Genomic DNA, 21,508 nt, shown 5'->3' with positions numbered 1-21,508 from the left:
ACCGGAATCCCCGAGTGCCGTCCAGGCGTCCCATGCCTCAGCGAGAAAACCAAGATACTCCGGGCTATGCACCCGGGCCCGCGGCCCCTGCCCGAACACAACAGGCTCGACCAGATCGTGCTTGCCCGCCTTGAGTCCGGCCAGCAGCCGATCGGCGCGTTCGGGCTGCTCGGTGGTTCGCTGGACCACACCGCGGACCAGAAAGAATTGCGGGTCGTGGCTTCGATGCAGTTCGGTATAGACGGCCTTCACACGGATGCTCCCATGATCAAACAGAGTCCCAGTGCGCCAGCGTCGCACCAGATGGCTTCTGAGTCAGCCCCCGAACTCAGCCAAACCGATTGTCGTACCGGGTGATGGCAAGTTCAGCCGAATCGATGTCGGGCTTGCGGCCCGACAGCAAATCCGCGAGTACGCGTGCCGAGCCACACGCCATGGTCCAGCCCAGTGTACCGTGGCCGGTATTGAGATGAAGGTTGCCATAGCATGTCGCGCCGATCACCGGCGGACCGTCGGGTGTCATGGGCCGCAATCCACTCCAGAATGTGGCTTTGCCCAGATGGCCGCCACCCGGGAACAGGTCGGTCAGCGATTGATTGAGCGTGGCGCGTCGCGCCGGATGCAGCGTGTCGGAATAGCCTGAAACTTCGGCGGTGCCGCCGACCCGGATGCGATCGCCGAGCCGCGTGATCGCCACCTTGTAGCTCTCGTCCATCACCGTCGACACCGGCGCCGCATCGGGATCCGCAATCGGCACCGTGATCGAGTAGCCCTTGATCGGATACACCGGAATCGAAATGCCGAGCGGCCTCAGCAACCGGGGCGACCAGCTGCCAAGTGCCATCACATAGGCGTCTGCCTGCAACAGGCCCGCGCTGGTCGCGACGCCTGATATCCGGGAGCCGTCCGCTATCAATCCCTCGATCGTGGTCCCCAAGCGGAACTGGACGCCGAGTTTTTCCGCGTGAACAGCGAGCGCCTGGGTGAACATATGGCAGTCGCCGGTCTCGTCCTGCGGCAGCCGCAGGCCGCCGACGATCTCGGGTTTTGCCGCGGCAAGTGCCGGCTCCGCACCGATACAGCCATCGCGATCGAGCAGTTCGAACGGCACGCCGTACTGTTGCAGCACGGCGATATCACTGGCGGTGCCGTCGAGCTGGGCCTGGGTGCGGAACAGCTGAAGCGTGCCCTGGCTGCGCTCGTCGTACTTGATCGCGATCTCCGCGCGCAGCGCGCGCAGGCAATCGCGGCTGTATTCGGCGACCGGGATCATGCGGCTCTTGTTGACCGCATAGCGCGCCGATGTGCAGTTGCGCAGCAGCTTGGCGAGCCACAGCCACATCGCCGGATCGAGCTTGGGCCAGATCACCAGCGGGCCATGCTTCATCAACAGCCACTTGATCGCCTTGGCCGGCACGCCGGGGCCGGCCCACGGCGAAGCATAACCGGGCGACACCTCGCCGGCATTGGCAAAACTGGTCTCAAGCCCGGGCTCCGCCTGGCGGTCGACCACGGTGACCTCGTGGCCGGCCTTGGCGAGATAATAGGCTGATGTCACGCCGATGACACCGCCGCCCAGAACCAGAACCTTCACAATCGTCTATGCTCCTGCCGCTGCATCGGCATTGCTGCTTATCCTTCGAAACGGCCACTTCGTGGCCTCCTCAGGATGAGGTCAACTCGTTGAAAGATAACGACCTCATGCTGAGGAGCGAGCAGCGCGAGCGTCTCGAAGCATGGGCCGCAAGCGACTCACCGATATTCCGTAGCGAGGAGCTTTGCAAACTTCAGGCCACGCGCTTCAACGCGTCGCCGAGGATCGACGCAATGTCGTCGATATGGCTGCGCTCGACGATCAGCGGCGGCGACAGCGCGAGGGAATCGCCGGAATTGCGAAGCACGAGGCCGCGGTTGAAGCAGTCGACCATGACGTCGTAGCCGCGTGCACCCACTGCATCCGGCCGCGACGACAGCTCGACACCGGCGACCAGACCAATGGCGCGGACGTCGATCACGCTCGGCAGGCCGCGCAGCGAGTGCATGGCGTCCTGCCAGTACTCGGTGAGCTCGGCGCCGCGCGTCAGCAGCCCCTCTTTCCGGTAGATCTCCAGCGTCGCGATGCCGGCCGCACAGGCCACCGGGTGCGCGGAATAGGTATAGCCGTGGAACAGCTCGATCTGGCTCGCCGGTCCGGTCATCAGCGTATCGTGGACCTTGCGACTCGCAAACACCGCGCCCATCGGAACCACGCCGTTGGTGATCCCCTTGGCGGAGGTGATGAGATCCGGCGTGACGCCGAAATAGTTGGTGGCAAAGGGCGCGCCTAGCCGGCCGAACCCGGTGATCACCTCATCGAAAATCAACAGGATGCCGTGCTTGTCGCACAGCGCGCGCAGGCGCTGCAGGTAACCCTGCGGCGGGATCAGCACGCCGGTCGAGCCGGCGACCGGCTCGATGATGACAGCGGCAATGGTGTCGGCGCCGTGCAGCCCGACCATACGCTCGACGTCGTCGGCGAGCTCCGCACCGTGCGCCGGCTGGCCCCTGGAGAAGGCGTTGCGGTCGAGATCGTGGGTATGGCGCAGATGATCGACGCCCGGAAGATGCGTTGCGAAGGCCCTGCGGTTGTTGACCATGCCGCCGACCGACATGCCGCCGAAACCGACGCCATGGTAGCCGCGCTCGCGGCCGATGAAACGGGTACGCGTCGCCTGACCGGCTGCGCGATGATAGGCCAGCGCGATCTTGAGCGCGGTGTCGACCGACTCGGAGCCGGAATTGGTGAAGAAGATGCGGTCCAGCCCGGCAGGCGCGACCGCCGCCAGCTTCTCGGCGAAATCGAACGCCAGGGGGTGCCCGATCTGGAATGACGGCGCATAGTCCAGCGTCATGAGCTGGCGATGAACCGCGTCCGCGATCTCGCGGCGGCCGTGACCGGCATTGACGCACCACAATCCCGCCGATGCGTCGATCGCCTTGCGACCATCGACTGTCGTGTAGTGCATGCCTTCGGCGGAGGCGATCAGGCGGGGCTCCGCCTTGAACTGCCGGTTTGCCGTGAACGGCATCCAGAATGCATCGAGGCTGGCGGTGTTTGGGATCTGATGAATGGTCACGGGCGACTCCCTCTGCGGCTGGGCCGCATCGGGCCATGTTCATGAAAATGCAGCAAGTCCTTTTCTTGTACTACCCAAGTCATTGATTTTGTTATGTTCGTATGGCAATATTCAATCGATCCGCAACACCCTCAACAGCCATGGCACAACCCTTGGGGCGACGATGAGCATCGATGTCGGCGAACGGCTCCGTTTCGTCCGTGGCCGCAACAAACTATCGCAGCGCGAACTGGCCAAACGTTCCGGGGTGACCAACTCCACGATCTCGCTGATCGAATCCAACCAGATGAACCCCTCGGTCGGCGCGCTCAAGCGCATTCTCGACGGCATCCCGATGGGAATGGCGGAATTCTTCGCCCTCGAACCCGACCGGCCGCGCAAGGTGTTCTACCGTTCCGACGAATTGAGCGAGATCGGCAAAGGACAGATCTCCTTCCTCCAGGTCGGCGACAATCTGTTCGGCCGCGCGCTGCAGATCCTGAAGGAGCGCTACGAACCGGGTGGCGACACCGGGCGTATTCCGCTGGTTCACGATGGCGAGGAAGGCGGCATCATTCTCAGCGGCCGGCTCGAGGTGACCGTGGATAGCGAACGCCGCATCCTCGGGCCCGGCGACGCCTATTATTTCGAGAGCCGCCGGCCGCATCGTTTCCGCTGCATCGGCGCCAAGCCCTGCGAGGTGATCAGCGCCTGCACGCCGCCGACGTTCTGACGCAACCGCCGCTATAGCTTGAAACGCGGATCGAGGAAGTCGCGCAAGCTGTCGCCGAACAGGTTGAAGGCGAACACGGCCAGGCTGATCGCGATGCCCGGGAAGAGAATCATCCAGGGCGCCTGCCGGTAGAAGTCGGCGGCGTTGCCCGAGAGCATCAGCCCCCAGGCAGCGGTCGGTTCGGTCACGCCGAGGCCGAGGAAGGACAGCGAGGCTTCCGCCAGGATCGCCTGGGCGATGAAGGCGGTCAGCATGATGAGGTAGGGCGCGACCACGTTCGGCGCCATGTGCCGGAAGATGATGCGGGTGTGCGAGTAGCCAGCCGCGCGCGCGGCATCGACATAGGGCATCACCCGCACCGACAGCGCCGCCGATCGCACCACGCGCGCGACGCGCGGCAGGATCGGGATGGCGATGGCGACGATCAGGTTCACATCGACGCCGCCGACCGAGAACTTGCGGAACGCGGCCACCACCACCAGCGCCAGGACGATCAGCGGGAAAGCCAGCAGGATGTCAACGAAGCGCTGGATCCAGTCGTCGATCCTGCCGCCGAAATAGGCCGAGGCGATGCCGAGGATGGCGCCGAGCGTGGAGCCGACGAAGGATGAGGTGAAGCCGATGACCAGCGCCGTGCGCGAGCCGTAGATGAGGCGGGAGCAGATGTCGCGGCCGTAGGCGTCGGTGCCGCACCAGTGGTCGGCGGATGGTGGCGCCAGCAGCGAAGCGAAATCGATCGTCAGCGGGTCGTAGGGCGCCACCAGCGGCGAGAAAATTCCCGCGAACATCATCAGAAAGATAATGACGAAGCTCACGGCGCCGAGCGGCTGCTGGCGACAGAAGTCGACATACACGTTTGGCGGACGTGTCTTCGCGGCAGGAAGGCTGGGGTCGGCTATCGTCATGCGTTGTACCGGATGCGCGGGTCGAACACGGCATAAAGCAGGTCGATCGCAAGATTGACGAACACATAGAAGGCGGCAATCAGCATCACCATGCCCTGGATCAGCGTGAAGTCGTTGCGCGACACGCTCTGGACGAACAACTGGCCGATGCCGTTGAGATTGAACACCTGCTCGGTGACGACCAGGCCGCCGATCAGGAAGGTGAATTCCAGGCCGATGACCGTGATGGCCGGCAGCAGCGCGTTGCGCAGCGCGTGGCGCGAGATCACCAGCCGCTCATAGACGCCCTTGGCGCGCGCGGTGCGGACATAGTCCTCGTTCATCACTTCGAGCAGCGAAGAACGGATCATGCGGGCCACCACCGCGCAGTAGCGGTAGCCGACGGCCAAAGCCGGCCAGATCAACTGCGTGAGGTTGGCGACCGGATCGACATAGATCGGCGTGAACGTGATCGGCGGCAGCCAGTTGAACAGCGACAGCAGAGTCAACATGATCAGCATGCCGAACCAGAACGATGGAATCGACAGCCCGCCGATGGTCAGAATCCGCACCGTGTAATCGATCCAGCTGTCGCGGAACAGCGCCGCCATGGTCCCCATGGGAATGGCCAGCAGGACCGCGACCAATGTCGCCATGATGGCGACCTGAAATGACAATTCGAGGCGGCCCGCGATCTCGGTAACCACCGGCCGCTCGGTCCACATCGAGTTGCCGAAGTCGAGCGTGGCCATGCCCACCATCCAGTCGCCGAACTGGGTCGCCAGCGGCCGGTCCAGCCCGAGCCGCTTGCGCTCCATGTCGATCGTCTCCTGCGTGACGCTGCCACCGTCGCCACGCAGCTTGATCTCGACGATGTCGCCGGGCACGACACGCAGCAGGAAGAACACGAGCACCGCGACCCCGATCAGGGTCGGGATCATCAGCAGGACGCGATTGATAGTGTAGCGAAGCATGTAATCCCCTTGCGGCCTCTCCCTGCCGGAGCAGGGAGAGGCAAGTGAGGCTGTTGCCTAGGCGTTGATCCAGACGCCTTCGAGTTGCTGGCCAAGGTTGTGGCTCGGCGACATTCCCCAGCCCATCAGCGTCTTGTGGGTCGGCACGATACGGTGCCACCACAGCAGTGGCTGTTGATAGGCCTGCTCGAACAGCCGCTTCTCGAATGCGCGGACAATCGCCTTGCGCTTCTCCGGATCGCGCTCGCGCATGTGATCGTCATAGAGCTTGTCGAGCGCCTCGTCCTTCGAACGCGAGCGGTTTTCCGGCGAACGCGTGACCGAGAGGTACTTGGCGAGACCGAGGCTGGTATCGTCCATGAACAGGTTGGAGAAGTCGATCGCCACGTCGTGATTGCCGGCGTTCATGGTCGCGAGATACGCGCCGGTGTCCGACTGCTTGTGCTCGACCGTAACGCCGATCTGCCGCCACTGGTCGACCAGGAAGATACCGGCCGGCGTGTAGGGCATCGCGAGGTTGCGGTTCCAGAGCACGAAGGACAGGTTTTCGTGCCCCGCTTCCTTCAGCAGCTTCCTGGCTTCCTCGCGGGATTTCTTGATGTCTTTCGCGAACCCCGGCAGTTTCACCAGTTCGGCTTCCGGCGTCGCATAGGGCGAGCCGGGACGCACGACGCCGCCGACCGAACGCAGCGTGGAGATCTTGGACAGGCCCTGACTGCCGCCCCAGCGGTCGATCGCCATCAGCAGCGCCTTGCGTACGCGCACGTCGTCGAACGGCTTCTTGTCGACGTTGAAGCAGACCAGAAGATTGAGCGTCCAGCTCGATTCCTCGATCCGGATCTTGTCGCCCATGGTCTGCACCAGGCGGTCGCGCTCCGCCGGCGAGATGCCGCGGAACTCGCCAAGTACCTGGCCGCCCTGGACGGCGTTGAGCATGGCGGCGGCCTGGAGGGTGAAGATGCCCTTGAAGCCGTCAAGATAGGGGAAACCCTTCTTGAAGTAGGTCTCGTTCTTCTTGCCGGCGACGTGGCTGCCCTTGACGTGCTCGACGAAGACGAACGGCCCGGTGCCGTTGATCTTGGTGCGCGGCAGGGCCGGATTCTCGGCCAGATCCTTGGCGGCGTAGATCACGTTCCACGGCGAGGCGAAGTGCTCGAGCATTGCCGCATTCACCGCTTTCATCTTGAAGATGACGGTGAGCGGATCGGGGGTCTCGATCGAGCCGATATCGCCGAAGGTCGCCTTGCGCGTCGACACCACGCCCTGCGGCGGGTCGCGCAGACGATCATAGGTCGCCTTCACGTCCGCAGACGTGAACGCCGTGCCGTCGGCGAACTTGACGTTCGGATGGAGCTTGAAGGTATAGCTCATGAGATCGGGCGTCACCGTCCAGGACTGCGCCAGGTCGCCTTCGAGCGCCGGGAACTTGGACAGGTTGAAGCGCAACAGCGTCGAATAGAACGGCGCCGCCAAATGCAGCGTGGCGTAGGTGTCGCTGGCGTGCGGATCGTAGTGCGGCGCTTCGGCGCTGATCGCGAAGTTCAGATTGCCGCCGCGCTTGACCGCGGGCGCCTGCGCAGTGGCCCTGGTGAAATCGAAATTGAACCCGCCCAGACCGAGCGCGAGCGCTCCGGCCGTTCCCTGCAAGGCGGTCCTTCTCGTTATCTTCATTGCGTATCCTCCCTGTGTGATCGTTTTTTGGTTTATAGGCGCCGGTCGTCAGACCTTTATGCAGGCCGCAAAGTGCCCTGGTCGCTTTTCTTCAAGCGGCGGGACCACCTCCCGGCATTCCTGGCTGACTTGCGGACAGCGCGTGCTGAAGACGCATCCGGTCGGCGGCGCCAGATGGCTCGGCAGTTCGCCCTTGATCAGACGCGGCTCACGCTGTTTTTCGATCGTCGGATCGGGCACCGGCGCGGCGTCCAGCAAGACCTTGGTATAGGGGTGAAGGGATCCGCCGTAGATCGTGTCGCGATCCGCGACTTCCATGATCCGGCCGAAATACATCACGACCACGCGGGCGGAGATATGGCGCACGACAGCAAGGTCGTGAGCGATGAACAGGAAGGCGAGTTTGAACTTGCGCTGCAACTCCTCGAGCAAATTGATGATCTGGCCCTGGATCGAAACGTCGAGCGCCGATACCGCCTCGTCGCACACGATGAACGAGGGCTCCATCGCCAGCGCGCGCGCGATACCGACGCGCTGACGCTGGCCACCGGAAAGCTGATGCGGATAGCGTTCGGCCATTTCCGGCCGCAGTCCGACATTCTCCAGCAACTCGGCGACGCGCGCCTCGACCTGCCCGCCGTCGACGATCTTGTAAACATGCAGCGGCTCGCCGATGATCTGGCCGACGGTCATGCGCGGATTGAGCGAGCTGTAGGGATCCTGAAAGATCACCTGCACCTTGCGCCGCATCGCCTTGAGCTCCGCCGGCGAGGCGGTCGACAGATTGACGCCCTCGAAGTGAATCTCGCCCGAGGTCGGCTCTTCCAGGCGAAGGATCAGCCGGCCGACAGTGGTCTTGCCGCAGCCGGATTCGCCGACCAGCCCGAGCGTTTCGCCGGGATAGATGCTGAAGGAAACATCCTGCACCGCGCGCACCATGCCGACGGCGCGGCGCAGGCCGCCTGAGGCAGCGAAGTTCTTGGTCAGGTTGCGCACCGACAGCACCGGCGCCTCGGTATTGGCGGCGAAGTTCAGCCCGGCGCCACCGGCGGCCGACCAGGTAATCTTGCCGGAGGCGATCTCCTCATGACGGTGACAGCGTGAAAGGCTGCCGGTATCGGTGACGAACAGCGGCGGCTCCTGGTCGCAGACCGCGATGCGAAAGGGACAGCGCGGCGCGAAGCGGCAGGCGGCGGAGGCATCCGCCAGATTCGGCGGCAGGCCCTCGATGGTTTCCAGCTTGCCGCCGCGCGGACGGTCGAGGCGCGGCACCGAGCGCAGCAGGCCCATGCTGTAGGGATGGCGCGGGTTGTGGAACACCGCTTCGGCCGGCCCCTGCTCGGCCACGCGGGCGGCATACATGACGAGGACGCGGTCGGCATAGCGTGCGACGACGCCGAGATTGTGGGTGATGATGATGAGCGCGATGTCGAGCTTGCGCGACAGATTCTTCATCAACTCGAGAATCTGCGCCTGAATGGTCACGTCGAGCGCGGTGGTCGGCTCGTCGGCGATGATGAGCTTGGGATTGCAGGCAAGCCCGATCGCGATCATCACGCGCTGGCGCATGCCCCCGGAGACTTGATGCGGATACTGATCGAGCCGGCGCTCGGGATCGGTGATGCCGACGAGTTGCAGCAGCTCGATGGAGCGATCCTGCGCTTCCCTGTCGGTCATGCCGAGGTGGATCTGCAGCGGCTCCTTGATCTGAAGTCCGATCGTCAGGATCGGGTTCAGCGACGTCATCGGCTCCTGGAAAATCATCGAGATGTCGCGACCGCGAATCTGGCGCATCTGCTCGTCGTCGAGATCGAGCAGCGAGCGGCCGTCGAACATGATCCGGCCTTTCGGGATCTTCCCGGTAAGGCGCGGCAAAAGCCGCATGATCGACAGCGCCGTCACCGACTTGCCGGACCCGGACTCGCCGACGATAGCGACTACCTCGCCACGGTTGACCGTGAAGCTGACGCCCTCGACGGCGCGCACGATGCCGCGCGAGGTGGAGAACTGGGTGTGAAGGTCGTCGACTTCCAGCAGTGGCGCACCCACCTCCGGCCGCGTGTCCCGCAGTTCACGCAGGTCGTCGCTCGTTTCGGCAACGTTCAACTATTGTCCCCCTCGAAAACTCGCCGCCAGCGCCATACTCGACATCCACGATCCCTCTCTCCACACAACGCGGGAGCGGCGCAATCGCGAACCAAGCCGTTTCGTCGCTGCCGTCGCCCAGGAACCCTCCAGCGCCTGGAATGCCGGTCGTTGCTGTTTTTGCATTATGACGCCGGCCGAACCGCCATCCTATTGACCTCGACGGTCCACGGCAAGTTCTTACAGCCGCACGGGATGATGCCCCGGTGCCGGCTCCATCCGGTTCAGCTCCACCTGACCGGTGCAGTATTGACCGCAACACCAGGACCACGCAGAGAACGCTTCGCACTTGCGGTATAATGGCAGGGACCGAGCGTGGCCCGGCACTCCGCCGGGTCGACTTCGATGGTCTCTACGCCCGGCGACCGATCACGCGTACAATCCCGCAACGATCGGCATTCGCGCTGCGCGGATCGCCGGAAATAGTCCCCCGACCAACCCGACGACCAGCGCCAGCCCCACGCCCTCGGCGATCAGCCATCCCGAGAGCTTGAAGTCGAATACCACCTGGGTGAAGTTTCCGCCCAGGGTCGAGGCCGTGACGCCATCGAAGATCAGATAGGTCGCCGCGGCGCCGAGCAACCCGCCGATCGCCGCCAGCGACAGCGATTCCGCAAGCGTGCCGACAAAGGCCGGAAAACCACCGAAACCGATGGCGCGCAGCGTTGCGATTTCCGTCGCGCGGGCTGCCACCGACGAATACATGGTGTTGAGCGCGCCGGCCAGCGCGCCGAGCGCCATCGCGATCGCCAGCGGCCAGCCCAGCTTCTGGATCAGGTCGGAGGTCTTTGACGCCTGCTCGGCGAAGTAAGCGGCTTCCGATTTGACGTCGAGCTTCAAGCGCGGATCCTTGTCACTATAGGTCCTGAGCGCGCTCAGCGCCGCCGGCGCGGTGAGGCGCGCGCGTACCGTCTGCACGATGTTGTTGCGGTTGAACAGGCTTTGCACCACCGGCAGGTCCGCCCAGATTTCGGATTCGAACACGCTGCCACCGGCTTCGAACACGCCGACCACGGTCCAGCGGGTGGCGCCGAAAGATACCGTACTGCCAGGCTCGAAACCCTCGAATTCCCGCAGCAATGCCTTGCCGACCACGACCTCGTTACTGCCGCGGCTGAACATGCGGCCCGAGGTGATGGCAACGCCCTTGCGCAGCGTCGCGCCCTGCTCACCGGTGCCGCGCAGCGGAAGGTTGGCCTTGGTCCTGGTAGAGCGCTTGAGGCCGTCGACCACGAGATAGAGCTCGGGCGAGATCAGCGGCTTGCCGTCACTGCCTCGCGCGATACCCGGCCCGTCTTCGATCAGGCGCACCTGGTCGCGGCTCACCGTGCTGTTGATTTCCGCCTGCGAGCCAGCCCGAAGCACGATGGCGATGTCATCGGTGCCCGCTCCGGCGATGGTGCGCTGGAATCCATTGGCCATCGCGAGGAATGCGAGCAGCACGATCACGACAAGCGCGACCGCGATCACCGTCGACAGCGACAGCCAGCGGCGCTGCCCCATGCTCCTGAGATTGATCGAGGTGACCGCCATGACCTGCAGCAAAAGCGAACGCATGATTATCCCCGTCCGAGCGCGGTTGCGATTTTGAGCCGCATGGCATTGAGCGCCGGAATGATCCCGGTGATCAGGCCGAGCGCGATCATCAGCGCTATGCCCTGCAGCGCAATGATCGGCGACACCGCGAAGGCCGGCGCGATACTGGAGAGGCTTTCGCGCAACGCCAGCGTGATCAATGCGGCGATCGCCAGCCCCGGCAAACCGCCGAGCAGCGCCAGCAGCACCGATTCCCCCAGCACCATTCGCAATATCCGCCCACCCGAGAATCCCAGCGTCTTCAGCACGCCGATCTCCCTTGTACGTTCCCGTATCGACAGCGCCATGGTGTTGCCGACGATCATCAGGATGGTGACGAAGGCGGCGCCGACCACCAGGAACACGATCAGGGCAATGTTACCGAACTGTGCCGCGAACGCCTTGCCGAAGGCCTTTTCGGTATCGGTCGAGGTCTCCGCGGTGGAATTGGCGAACATCCCATCGATGGCCTTTGCGACGAGGTCGTTATTCTCGGGCGAATTGGTCTGGAGAATCATCCAGCCGATGGTGTCCTTGCCGAACGAGCGGGTCTCGTCGAAATAGGCGTACTGAAACAGCATGAAGTTGGTGTCGACGTTCTGCGCCTTGCCCTTGACGATGCCGGCGATGGTGAAGTCCCAGGTATGTCCGCCGCTGCGCTGAGTGAAGATGTTGCTCGCAACCGGAACGCGGTCGCCGACCTTCCAGCCCCATTTCTTCGCCAGAGATTCCCCGATCACCGCGCTGCCGCGGTCACGGACGAAGGCCTGAAGCTGCTCGGGCGCGACATCGAACTCGCTGCGATAGACATCGAAATAGGTCGCCGGCTCGATCGCCAGCGCCATCACGAAATTCTTCGGGTCCTGATAGTATCCGCCGAACCAGTTGGCGAAGGTCACCTGCCGGATCCCCTCCAGCGCACGCACGCGATTGAAATAGGCAATCGGCAGCGGCTGGGTGAAGTTGATCTTGTTGACCGTGATGAGCCGATCGGCGGCGGCACGATCCTCGCCGGCCGTGAAGGCGCGGTAAAATCCGGCCAGCACGCCGAAGATCATGAACGCGATCAGGATCGACACGATCATCAATATCGCGCGCAGTTTACGCCGGAACAGGTTCTTCCGTACCAGATCGAAGTCGTTCACGCCGCGAGCTCCTGTTCGACGAACTGGCCCTTGTCGAGATGCAGCGTCCGCCTCGCATAGCGCGCCGCCGCCGGATCGTGCGTGACCATCACGATGGTCTTGCCGAGTTCCTTGTTGAGTAACTGCAGAATCGAGAGAATCTCGTCGGCGGAGTGACGGTCGAGATCGCCGGTCGGCTCGTCGCACAGCAGCAGATTCGGATCGGACACGATGGCGCGCGCGATGGCGACGCGCTGCTGCTGGCCGCCCGACATTTCGCGCGGATGGTGCTTGACGCGATCGGCGAGACCAACCACCGACAGCGCGGTGTTGACGCGGTTCGCCCGCTCCTTCTTGCGCAAATTCGTCAACAACAGTGGAAGTTCGACATTTTGCGCAGCCGTGAGCATCGGCATCAAATTGTAGAACTGGAAAATGAAGCCGATATTGGCCGCGCGCCACTTCGCCAATTGTCCCTCGGACATGCCCTCGATGCGGCTGTCAGCGATGCGGACCTCGCCGCCATCGGCGCGGTCGATTCCGCCGAGCAAATTGAGCAGAGTGGTCTTGCCCGAACCGGACGGTCCCATCACCGCGACGAAATCGCCACGCGGGATGACCAGATCGAGATGATCGAAGATCGTGATCGTTTCCTTGCCCTTGACGAAACGCTTGTTTACGCCAACGAGAGCAACCATTGGATTTTCCGACGCCAATTTTTCTTCTCCTTCAAAATCGGTTCGAATTCAGTTGGTGGAAACGGTCGCGTTCGACGGCAGCGCGCCGGCGTTGGCCTCGCGCTTGAACGTGACCTTCACCGCCATGTCGGGCAGGATGCGCGGATCCTTCCGCTCGAACCGGATGCGGACCTTGACGGTCGCCTTTTCCCGATTGGCGGTCGGCACGATGGCGATGACAGACGCCGGTATCGACCAGTCCGGATAAGCGTCGAGCACGGCGTTGACCTGCCCCCCTGAAACGACACGTCCGATGAACGCCTCGTTGACGTCGACTTCGATCTCGATCGAATCCATATCGACGATGGTGCAAATGCCGGTCCGCGTGAAACCGCCGACCGACATCGGCGAGATCATTTCTCCCGGTTGCGCGCTGCGGTCGATGACAACCCCGCTGAATGGCGCTCGAATCGTGTATTTCTCGAGTACCGAGGCGGTTCGCTCGGCATCGAGCCGCGCCGTCTCGCGCACCGATTGCGATTGGCGCAGTTGCGCGGTCAGCACGCCAACGCGCGCCTGAGCCCGCGTCAGTTCGGCATCGGTCGCGAAGTTCTTCTGCGCCAGCGTCTGAACCCGCGCCTGGATTCGGGTGGCGTCCTGCAGGTCGGCCGAAATCGCGCCGATCGCGGCATCGGCGGCTTCGACGCGCGACTGCGCCAGCGCCAGATCCGATTCGGCGAGCACACTGTCGAGCCGCGCCACCACCTGCCCCTGGGTGACGGTCATGCCTTCCTCGATCAGCACTTCCATCACCTTGCCGGTGATCTCGGCAGCAACGGTGGCCTTGCGGCGGGCAACCACATAACCCGAGGCGGCCAGAACTCCTGTGTCCCTGCTGGCCGAAGCTTGAGGCGGGGGTTGCGGAACGGACGCAACCGTCGATTTCGCCGCATCGGATTCGACGGCACGCGGGGCCCGAAGTTCCGGCACGACAAAAACAGCGGCGACGATCGCTGCAACCACGACCACACCCGCGGTCGCAGCTAGCAGCCAGCGCGAACTGCGGCCGCTTGAGGGCGCTGCTTGATTTTCGCTTCGGTCGATCGCGAGCGACCTCAGCAATTTGGTCTTTTCGTCCGTCATTGCTTCGATGATCCCGGCAGTTCGGAACGCTGGCCCTGACGGGCGCTGCGTGATGGCTCGTCCCGCCTGCTCACGATATCCTTTTGACATTTCGCCGGCGTGTCGCGCCACCCTTCCAAGACGCTCATGCTCCCGGTGATCCGACAGCCGAGACCAGGAAAATCGCGTTCGGCGCACACCGGCGGCCAAATCTGTTCTCAGGAAAGACTGCCGGGAATTTCCGGCCTAATAGGGGCGGAAGCTACCTCCTCCGCCGTCCAGCCATCACGGAACACAGGGCCAGTGCCGCCAAGGCCCAAAGAACATACCCAAATACCTTTCCTCCGCATACTCGTCGACGTGCCGAGGGCCCGGACAAGTTCTTGCACTCCCTCAGATCGGGTAATGCTGCGGGCCGGTCTCGATCGTGATCCATCGCAGCTCGGTGAACTCGGCGATGCCCGCCTTGCCGCCGAAGCGGCCATAGCCGGACGCTTTCACGCCGCCGAACGGCATCTGGGCCTCGTCATGCACCGTCGGTCCGTTGACGTGGCAGATGCCGGACTCGATCCGCTTTGCGACATCGAGCGCGCGCGCAATGTCGCGGCCGAACACCGAGGCCGATAATCCGTATTCGGTGTCGTTGGCGACCCGCACCGCCTCGTCGACGCCGTTGACGCGGACGACGGAGACCACCGGGCCGAACGATTCCTCGTTGTAGATCCGCATGGTGGAGGTGACGTGATCGACCACCGTCGCCGACATCAGCGTGCCCTGAACCTTGCCGCCGGCCACGACGCGCGCGCCCTTCCCGATCGCATCCTGGATCAGGCCCTGAATCCGGTTGGCGGCTTCGACGCCGATCAGCGAACCGAGCGCGGTATTGCCCTTGCGCGGATCGCCGGCCACCAGCGTTTCGGCCTTGGTCGCCAGTTTGGCGACAAAGGCGTCGGCGACCTTGTTGTCGACCACGATGCGCTCGGTCGACATGCAGATCTGCCCCTGGTTCATGAAAGCGCCGAACGCCGAAGCCGCCACTGCGGCGTCGAGGTCGGCATCGTCGAGCACCAGCAGCGGCGCCTTGCCGCCGAGTTCGAGCAGCACCGGCTTCAGATACTTCGCGGCGGTCTGCGCGATGATATGCCCGACCCGCGTCGAGCCGGTAAAATTGATGCGGCGCACGGCGGGATGGGAAATCAGCGCGTCGATCAGCGCCGGCGCGTCTTCCAGCGCATTGGTGATGACGTTGAGGACGCCCGGCGGCAGGCCGGCTTCGCGCAGGCATTCCGCGATCAGCCGATGCGTGCCGGGGCAGATTTCGGACGCCTTGAGGACGACGGTATTGCCGCAGGCCAGCGGCAGCGCGATCGCGCGCACGCCGAGGATGACCGGCGCATTCCACGGCGCGATGCTGAGCACCACCCCGGCGGGCTGGCGGATCGCCATCGCGATGCATCCGGGCTTGTCGGAGGGGATCACTTCGCCGGAAATCTGCGTCGTCATGGAGGCAGCCTCGCGCAGCATGCCGGCGGCGAGATGGACGTTGAACCCGGCCCAGCCGGCGGTCGAGCCGGTTTCCGCGGCCATCAACTCGATGAATTGCGGCGTCTTGCTCGCCAGCACATCGGCTGCCTTGAGCAGGATCATGCGGCGCTGGCTCGGGCCGGTCGCCGACCACGCCGGAAACGCCGCCGCGGCGGCGTCAGCCGCGCGCTTGACGTCGGCGATCTTGGCCGCCGCCGCGCGGGTAGCGACCACTCCCGTCATCGGGTTGATGCGTTCAAAGGTCACGCCATCGATCGCCTCGACGTCCTGGTTTTCAAGCAACAGGTTGATCTTGTTCATTGCGACTTTCCCTCCATGATTTCCAGGCTTTGCGCCGGTTTCGATTCCGCCCAGATAAGCCCGCCGCACCGCGGGATCCGACTGCAACGCCTGCGCCGAGCCACTGCCGACGATCTTGCCGTTCTCGATCAGATAGCCGCGATCGGCGAGTGCCAGGCTTTCCCGAGCGTTCTGCTCGACCATCAACAGGCCGACGCCGGTTTCGCGCACTTGCCGCAGCGCTGAAAACAACTCGCGCACCAGCAGCGGCGACAGGCCGAGCGACGGTTCGTCCAAAAGCAGGATGTCCGGATTCGACATCAGCGCGCGGCCGATCGCCACCATCTGCTGCTCGCCGCCGCTCATGGTGCGAACCATCTGGCCCAGCCGTTCATTGAGACGGGGAAACAGCGACAGCACCTGCTTGCGGCGCGCGACCTCGCTGTCGCGCGCCCGCTTCGGATTGGCGCCGAGCAGCAGGTTTTCGCCGACCGTCAACTCGCCGAAAATGCCGCGTCCTTCCGGCACCGAGGCGAGACCCGCCTCGACGATCTCGTGCGCCGGCAGCCGCGAAATATCGCGGCCGGAAAGCGCGACGCGCTTGCCGGGCAGGCTCGGGATGATGCCGGCGATAGCCTTCATCAAGGAGGTCTTGCCCGCGCCGTTGGCGCCGAGAATGACGACGATCTCGCCGCAGTCGACATTCAGCGCCGCGTCGCTCAGCGCGCGGTGCTGGCCATAGGCGACGCTGACGGCTGACACCTCAAGCATCGGTCGACACCCCGAGATAGGCCTCGATCACGGCGGGATCGGCCAGCACCTCGTCCGGGCGGCCCTCGGCGATACGGCGGCCGCTGTTCATGACCACGCAGCGGTCGCACAGCGAGCGGATCGCGTCCATGACGTGTTCGACCAGCAGGATCGACAGCCCCTCGTCCTTCAGCGAGCGGATCAATTCGATGCCGATCAGCAATTCCGACGGGTTCAACCCCGCGAGCCATTCGTCGAGCAGCAGCAGCCGCGGCTTCAGCGCCAGCGCACGCGCCAGCTCCAGCCGCTTGCAATCGATGTAGGTCAGCCCTGATGCCGGCAGCCCGCCCCGGTTCGCCAGCCCGACACGCCGCAACAGCCGATCGACGGATTCGTCGATCTCGCCGCGCGACAGCGGCGGACGATGGAATGCAAGGCCGGCCTTGACGTTCTCGGCGCAGCTCATGCCGTTGAGGACACGGACCAGCTGGAACGTCCGCGCGAGGCCGAGACGCGCGATGCGATGGGCCGGCAAGCCCTCGATGGCCTGTCCGGCAAACCGGATGCTGCCGGAGTCCGGACGCAGCACGCCCGACATCAGGTTGAGCGCCGTGGTCTTGCCGGAACCATTGGGACCGAGCAGCCCGACGATCTGGCCGGTCTGCACCGCGAGGTCGATGGCATTGACCGCGACAAGCCCGCCAAAGGCGCGGGTCAATCCCGAGACCTCGAGCACGGGCGCGGGCGACGCGGCCGTCATGCCTGCACCTGTGGCGCGACCGGCGGTTCCGGCTTCCTCCGGCTGACCCGTTCCCACAATCCGACCACGCCCGATGGCAGCGCATAGACGATCAGCAGGAACACGATGCCGATGATCAGGGTCGAGGTAGCGGGAAAGCGCGTCGACAGAAACTCGAACAGCAGCGTCAGCGGGATCGAGCCGACCGCAGGGCCCCATAGCCGGTGCGCGCCGCCGAGCAGCGCCATGATCACGACCTGAAACGAAATCGTCGGGTTGAACGCGATAGAGGGCTCGATATAGGTCCAGCGCGGCGCCATGATCGCGCCGACCAACGTGATGAAGACAGCGCTGATCGTAAACAGCGTCACTTTTGCAAGTGTGACATTGATCCCGCAATGTTTTGCGACGGTCTCGTCCTCGCCGATGATGCGCAGGGCAAAACCGAGACGCGAGCGGGCAATCAGCCAGCCGATCACGAACACGGCGACCGCGAGCGCGAGCAGCTGCCAGTAGATGTCGCTCTGGGTGATATCGACGAACACGTAGCGGCCGAGCACCCGCGTCTTGTTGACCTCGTACCAGATCACGAGCTGGCGGACGAGTTCGGCGAGGCCGAAGGTGAAGATGACAAAATGCAGGCCGCTGAGCCGCAGCGTTGAAATGCCCACGATCAGCGCCATCAGCGCGCCGATCGCGGTCGCGATCAGCAGCACCAGCGGCCATGCCAGCAATTCGCCGAGCACCGCCACCGTATAGGCGCCGACGCCGAAGAACGCGGTGGTAGCCAGCGACACGTAACGTGTCGGCCCGGAGAACAATCCCCACGCTGTGGCCAGCACGGTGAATTGCAGCAGGCTGATCGAGAGCGAGAGATAATAGGCATCGATGTAGAACGGCAGCAGCGCCAGCACCACCAGGCCTGCGCCACCTGCCGCCAGCGCTGCGATTTGCGTCGGGCTCATCGTTGTGCCCTTCCGAACAGGCCAGCCGGCTTGACCAGCAGGACGCCGAGAAACAGCGCGAAGTTCACGGCCAGCGTCAGGCCGGGATCGACGAAGGTCGCCACCAGGGATTCACTGAGGCCAAGCGCAAGGCCTGCGACCAGGCAGCCGAGCAGATTGCCGACGCCGCCCATCACCACCACCATCAACGCCTTCATGGTGAAGATGACGCCGGACGATGCGCTGAAGGTGAGGAACATGCTGACCAGCACGCCGGCGGCGGCCACCATCGCGCCTCCCAGCGCGAAAGCGAAAGCCGATACCGAGGTGACGTCGATCGCCACCAGCCGCGCGGCCGTGGGATCGACCGCGACGGCGCGAATCGCGGTGCCGAACCGGGTGCGGGTCAGCGCGAGATACAGCGCAAGCCCGAACACCACCGCAAGGCCGAACGCGATCAGCCGGTTCAGCGCCAGGGTTTCGCCGAACACCGTGACCGGAATCGAGAGGAACGAGTAGCTGAAATAGGCGCCGCCGAACATCGTCAGCATGATGCCCTGGACGATGAACATCATGCCGAAGGTGGCCAGCAGGCTGTCCACCTCGAGTGCGTCGCGCGTCGGCGCGCGGCGCACCAGCGGCGTGAGCAGAACGCGATACAGGATAATGCTCACGCCGAAGCCGATGGGAACCACGATCGCCAGCCCCAGCAGCGGGTTCAATGCCCATCCCGTGAACAGCCAGTAGGAGGCAAAGGACGCTGCGACAAGAAATTCGCCGTAGGACAGGTTCATGATGCGCGCCACGCCATATTGCAGGGTAAGCCCCATGGCGATCAGCGCATACATGCCCCCGAGCATCAGGCCGGTGAAGATGGCGTTGGTCATTCCCTTAAATGCGCCGCAGCGATCTCGATATCACGGCGCCTTCCATGCCGGCTTGGGAACAACCGGTGCGCGCGCGCCTTCGTTGCTGGCCGGGCCAACGCCGTAGAACTCGCCGCCCTGCCACTGTCCGACCCACCAGTGTTTGGTCGGCAGGTTGTTCTCCAGCTTGACCTTGCCGATCACGGTGTCGAAGGTCCCGGTCTGCAGATCCTTGATGACAGCCTCGCGGTCGATCTTGCCGACCCGTTCGATCGCCTGCTGCAGCATCTGCAGGCTGGCATAGGTCACCGCGCTGGCCCAGCGATCCGGCTCGGCGCCGTTCGCCGACGCCGCCTTGTGGCGGGCCAAGTAGTCCTTGATCGCGGCGCTGTCGCCGCTCCAGCCGCCGATCCCCATCACACCTTCGGTGTTGGCGCCGAACTTGCTCTTGTACAAAGGAAACGCGGTGCCGACGCCGGTGTAGAAGATCTTGGGATTGAAACCGGCGATCCTCGCCTGTTCGGTGAGCCCGAGCGTATCCGGCGGATAGCTGAAGGCGATGAAGACGTCGGGGTTGAGCGCCTTGGCCTCGTTGACCATCGGGCTGAGGTCCTGGGTGCCGACCGGATAGGTCTTGTCATAGGCAAGCTTGAAATTGGCTTTTGCCAGTGCCGGGCGCGCGGCGGCCGAGAGATCGATGCCGAAACCGTCGGCAACGCTGACCATCGCGACGGTGTCGCCGATCTTGCCCTCGCCGCGCAGCTTCACCAGCAGTTCGACCAGCGTGTTAGACGCGCCCGCGCTGGTGCCGAGCAACCAGAAACTGTTGGGCCAGCGCTTCGCCAGTTCCGGCGCGCGGTCGGTGACCGCGGTGGAAGCCAGATGCGGATAGCCGGCCTTGTTCAGGATCGGCCCGACCGCGAGATTGAGGCCGGTGCCCCAGGGCGGCAGGATGAAATCGACCTTGTCCTGGGTGATCAGCCGGTCCAGCGCCTTGGCCGCTTCTTCCGCGCTGGAGCGATCGTCATATTGCACGACCTCGATCGGCACCCGCTTGTCGCCGAGTTTCAGACCGCCCGCGGCATTTACCTCCTTCACCCACATTTCATAATTGGGCAGCGTTGTCACCGCGGCGCCGCCGGCATTCGGTCCGGTGCGCGACAGGGCGTAGCCGATCTTGACTGACGACTGCGCCAGGACCGGCTCGACCGCCGAAAGGCTGGCAACCCCGGCGATCGCGGCCAATCCCGCTGCCAGGCGTGTGACTGATGAAACCATGTTCTCCTCCCAGAGCATTTTCGTCCGTCGCCTTGGATGGCGTTCGACGCGAGGAGACTAGTCGAGCGGTTCCGACAATAAATTGGACGTAACCGGGCAAAGATTGTACTATTTCGCCGATCTACTCCTGATGTGAGCGACGGATTGTCTCAGGTCTACAGTGCCCTGCCCCCTTCACGTCCGGCCAGCTTCGTCGCGCAGGCGGGTTCGGTGCTGCATGCGGAAGGCTTTTCCGGCGGGCTCGCCCCCCGGCACTGGGTGATTCATCAGGATGATATCCGGCGCGCCCATCTGCTCGTGATCGAGACACGGAGCGGCTCCGCGGCCCTGCGCGGCACATCCGTAAGATTCGAGGCTCCTGCCTTGCTCTGGTTACCAGGCGGGGTCGAGGGCGACGTTCAGGTCGAGGCTGGAACGCGCGGATACTTCGTCGCCGTTTCGGAAGACCTTCTGACTCGCACCGTGGCCGGCAGCGCCGAGGCGCTGCATCTGCGGCGCACCACCGATCGGCTGGTGATCTTGAGCGGCGCGCAAATCGCCGGCGCGCTCGGCGCGGTCACCAACTCCTGCGCCATGCTGGTGCGGGAGCTGCGCGAACCGCAACGCGGCAGCACGACGATGATGGCATCCCATGTGCTGCAGCTTTGCCTGCTGTTGTGGCGCTCGGCCGTTTCGGACGAATCCGGCAGCGAAGATAGGCTGCGCGGCGACGGACCGCGGCTGGTCGGAAATTTCCTGCAGCTCGTCGAACTGCATTACCGCGATAGCTGGCCGATCTCGCGCTATGCGGCAGCACTTGGTGTCACCGAGGACCGGCTGCATGCGCATTGCAAACGCGAGAAAGCCCGCAGTCCGCGCGCCATCGTCCATGAACGGCTGATTCACGAAGCCTGTACCCGCCTGCAGCAGCTGGACCTCCCGGTCGAACAGATCGGCTACGGCCTGGGCTTTCGGGATTCTGGCTATTTCAGCAGGTTCTTCCAGAAGCACCAGGGCATGCCGCCCGGCGCCTACCGGCGCCGCGCCAGGGCCGAACAGGCGAAGCGCGGGCCGTTTTACGCGGCATGGCCGTGATCACGCGGCCTTGCTGACCACTTCGATCTCACC

At 64.2% G+C, this 21,508-nt stretch carries 17 protein-coding genes and 2 pseudogenes; 2 read left to right on the top strand and 17 right to left on the bottom strand.

Going from position 1 to position 21,508, the window contains the following annotated elements; all coding sequences use genetic code 11:
* The 3 genes and pseudogenes from Q8N40_RS02060 to Q8N40_RS02050 form a co-directional block, all read right to left on the bottom strand.
* A pseudogene (locus Q8N40_RS02060) lies at positions 1 to 252 on the bottom strand (histone deacetylase family protein); the annotation flags it as partial.
* Between the two features lie 76 nt (positions 253 to 328).
* Positions 329 to 1,594 carry a D-amino acid dehydrogenase gene (locus tag Q8N40_RS02055; protein WP_305710622.1) on the bottom strand — a complete coding sequence of 422 codons (1,266 nt, stop codon included), beginning with the start codon at positions 1,592 to 1,594 and terminating at the stop codon, positions 329 to 331.
* Positions 1,595 to 1,787: 193 nt separating this feature from the next.
* Entirely contained in the window at positions 1,788 to 3,068 is a 1,281-nt protein-coding gene (locus Q8N40_RS02050; protein ID WP_305710624.1) for an aspartate aminotransferase family protein, read from the bottom strand.
* Between the two features lie 211 nt (positions 3,069 to 3,279).
* Here Q8N40_RS02050 and Q8N40_RS02045 point away from each other — a divergent pair, with 211 nt between their 5' ends.
* Positions 3,280 to 3,828 (top strand): cupin domain-containing protein, encoded by a 549-nt coding sequence (locus Q8N40_RS02045; protein ID WP_305710621.1) that lies wholly within the window; start codon positions 3,280 to 3,282, stop codon positions 3,826 to 3,828.
* 11 nt (positions 3,829 to 3,839) lie between these two features.
* On the opposite strand, the gene Q8N40_RS02040 is transcribed toward Q8N40_RS02045, so the two are convergent.
* From Q8N40_RS02040 to Q8N40_RS01975, 14 genes and pseudogenes are all read right to left on the bottom strand, one after another.
* Positions 3,840 to 4,733, bottom strand: a complete 894-nt coding sequence (locus Q8N40_RS02040) for an ABC transporter permease (protein WP_305710620.1) — start codon at positions 4,731 to 4,733, stop codon at positions 3,840 to 3,842.
* The gene (locus Q8N40_RS02035; RefSeq protein ID WP_305319091.1) at positions 4,730 to 5,686 is read right to left on the bottom strand and encodes an ABC transporter permease; all 957 of its coding nucleotides are present in this window, start codon (positions 5,684 to 5,686) and stop codon (positions 4,730 to 4,732) included. The genes Q8N40_RS02040 and Q8N40_RS02035 overlap by 4 nt, the downstream gene beginning before the upstream one ends.
* A 57-nt stretch (positions 5,687 to 5,743) precedes the next feature.
* Positions 5,744 to 7,357, bottom strand: a complete 1,614-nt coding sequence (locus Q8N40_RS02030; RefSeq protein WP_305319092.1) for an ABC transporter substrate-binding protein — start codon at positions 7,355 to 7,357, stop codon at positions 5,744 to 5,746.
* 48 nt (positions 7,358 to 7,405) lie between these two features.
* Entirely contained in the window at positions 7,406 to 9,463 is a 2,058-nt protein-coding gene (locus Q8N40_RS02025; protein ID WP_305710619.1) for an ABC transporter ATP-binding protein, read from the bottom strand.
* A gap of 408 nt (positions 9,464 to 9,871) precedes the next feature.
* Positions 9,872 to 11,059, bottom strand: a complete 1,188-nt coding sequence (locus Q8N40_RS02020; RefSeq protein ID WP_305710618.1) for an ABC transporter permease — start codon at positions 11,057 to 11,059, stop codon at positions 9,872 to 9,874.
* A 2-nt stretch (positions 11,060 to 11,061) separates the two neighbouring features.
* Entirely contained in the window at positions 11,062 to 12,222 is a 1,161-nt protein-coding gene (locus tag Q8N40_RS02015; RefSeq protein ID WP_305710617.1) for an FtsX-like permease family protein, read from the bottom strand.
* Positions 12,219 to 12,899 carry an ABC transporter ATP-binding protein gene (locus Q8N40_RS02010; RefSeq protein WP_305710616.1) on the bottom strand — a complete coding sequence of 227 codons (681 nt, stop codon included), beginning with the start codon at positions 12,897 to 12,899 and terminating at the stop codon, positions 12,219 to 12,221. The genes Q8N40_RS02015 and Q8N40_RS02010 overlap by 4 nt, the downstream gene beginning before the upstream one ends.
* A gap of 48 nt (positions 12,900 to 12,947) precedes the next feature.
* A complete protein-coding gene (locus tag Q8N40_RS02005; protein WP_305319097.1) occupies positions 12,948 to 14,021 on the bottom strand; it encodes an efflux RND transporter periplasmic adaptor subunit in 1,074 nt (357 codons plus the stop codon).
* A gap of 372 nt (positions 14,022 to 14,393) precedes the next feature.
* Positions 14,394 to 15,845, bottom strand: coding sequence for an aldehyde dehydrogenase (locus Q8N40_RS02000; RefSeq protein WP_305710623.1), 1,452 nt, complete (start codon positions 15,843 to 15,845; stop codon positions 14,394 to 14,396).
* A gap of 273 nt (positions 15,846 to 16,118) precedes the next feature.
* Positions 16,119 to 16,595: pseudogene (locus Q8N40_RS01995) on the bottom strand (ABC transporter ATP-binding protein); the annotation flags it as partial.
* Positions 16,588 to 17,334 (bottom strand): ABC transporter ATP-binding protein, encoded by a 747-nt coding sequence (locus tag Q8N40_RS01990; RefSeq protein WP_305710615.1) that lies wholly within the window; start codon positions 17,332 to 17,334, stop codon positions 16,588 to 16,590. The pseudogene Q8N40_RS01995 and the gene Q8N40_RS01990, both read right to left, overlap by 8 nt.
* Positions 17,331 to 18,278, bottom strand: coding sequence for a branched-chain amino acid ABC transporter permease (locus Q8N40_RS01985; RefSeq protein ID WP_305710614.1), 948 nt, complete (start codon positions 18,276 to 18,278; stop codon positions 17,331 to 17,333). Before Q8N40_RS01985 ends, Q8N40_RS01990 begins: the two co-directional genes overlap by 4 nt.
* The gene (locus Q8N40_RS01980) at positions 18,275 to 19,144 is read right to left on the bottom strand and encodes a branched-chain amino acid ABC transporter permease (protein WP_305710613.1); all 870 of its coding nucleotides are present in this window, start codon (positions 19,142 to 19,144) and stop codon (positions 18,275 to 18,277) included. The genes Q8N40_RS01985 and Q8N40_RS01980 overlap by 4 nt, the downstream gene beginning before the upstream one ends.
* Before the next feature lie 30 nt (positions 19,145 to 19,174).
* Entirely contained in the window at positions 19,175 to 20,401 is a 1,227-nt protein-coding gene (locus Q8N40_RS01975; RefSeq protein ID WP_305710612.1) for an amino acid ABC transporter substrate-binding protein, read from the bottom strand.
* Between the two features lie 132 nt (positions 20,402 to 20,533).
* Between Q8N40_RS01975 and Q8N40_RS01970 the strand changes: the two genes are divergently transcribed.
* Positions 20,534 to 21,475, top strand: a complete 942-nt coding sequence (locus Q8N40_RS01970) for a helix-turn-helix domain-containing protein (protein ID WP_305710611.1) — start codon at positions 20,534 to 20,536, stop codon at positions 21,473 to 21,475.
* The last annotated feature ends 33 nt before the right edge of the window (positions 21,476 to 21,508 follow it).

The sequence above is a fragment of the Bradyrhizobium sp. genome (assembly GCF_030693485.1).
Lineage (GTDB): Bacteria > Pseudomonadota > Alphaproteobacteria > Rhizobiales > Xanthobacteraceae > Bradyrhizobium.
The sequence above is the reverse complement of the archived record's forward strand: the minus strand, read 5'-3'. Positions and strand labels throughout refer to the sequence as shown.

Coding starts and splice junctions, on each gene's coding strand:
- Q8N40_RS02050 (WP_305710624.1), bottom strand. CDS start 3,068: ATGCCGTTCACGGCAAACCGGCAGTTCAAGGCGGAGCCCCGCCTGATC.
- Q8N40_RS02045 (WP_305710621.1), top strand. CDS start 3,280: ATGAGCATCGATGTCGGCGAACGGCTCCGTTTCGTCCGTGGCCGCAAC.
- Q8N40_RS02040 (WP_305710620.1), bottom strand. CDS start 4,733: ATGACGATAGCCGACCCCAGCCTTCCTGCCGCGAAGACACGTCCGCCA.
- Q8N40_RS02035 (WP_305319091.1), bottom strand. CDS start 5,686: ATGCTTCGCTACACTATCAATCGCGTCCTGCTGATGATCCCGACCCTG.
- Q8N40_RS02030 (WP_305319092.1), bottom strand. CDS start 7,357: ATGAAGATAACGAGAAGGACCGCCTTGCAGGGAACGGCCGGAGCGCTC.
- Q8N40_RS02020 (WP_305710618.1), bottom strand. CDS start 11,059: ATGCGTTCGCTTTTGCTGCAGGTCATGGCGGTCACCTCGATCAATCTC.
- Q8N40_RS02010 (WP_305710616.1), bottom strand. CDS start 12,899: ATGGTTGCTCTCGTTGGCGTAAACAAGCGTTTCGTCAAGGGCAAGGAA.
- Q8N40_RS02005 (WP_305319097.1), bottom strand. CDS start 14,021: ATGACGGACGAAAAGACCAAATTGCTGAGGTCGCTCGCGATCGACCGA.
- Q8N40_RS02000 (WP_305710623.1), bottom strand. CDS start 15,845: ATGAACAAGATCAACCTGTTGCTTGAAAACCAGGACGTCGAGGCGATC.
- Q8N40_RS01990 (WP_305710615.1), bottom strand. CDS start 17,334: ATGACGGCCGCGTCGCCCGCGCCCGTGCTCGAGGTCTCGGGATTGACC.
- Q8N40_RS01985 (WP_305710614.1), bottom strand. CDS start 18,278: ATGAGCCCGACGCAAATCGCAGCGCTGGCGGCAGGTGGCGCAGGCCTG.
- Q8N40_RS01980 (WP_305710613.1), bottom strand. CDS start 19,144: ATGACCAACGCCATCTTCACCGGCCTGATGCTCGGGGGCATGTATGCG.
- Q8N40_RS01975 (WP_305710612.1), bottom strand. CDS start 20,401: ATGGTTTCATCAGTCACACGCCTGGCAGCGGGATTGGCCGCGATCGCC.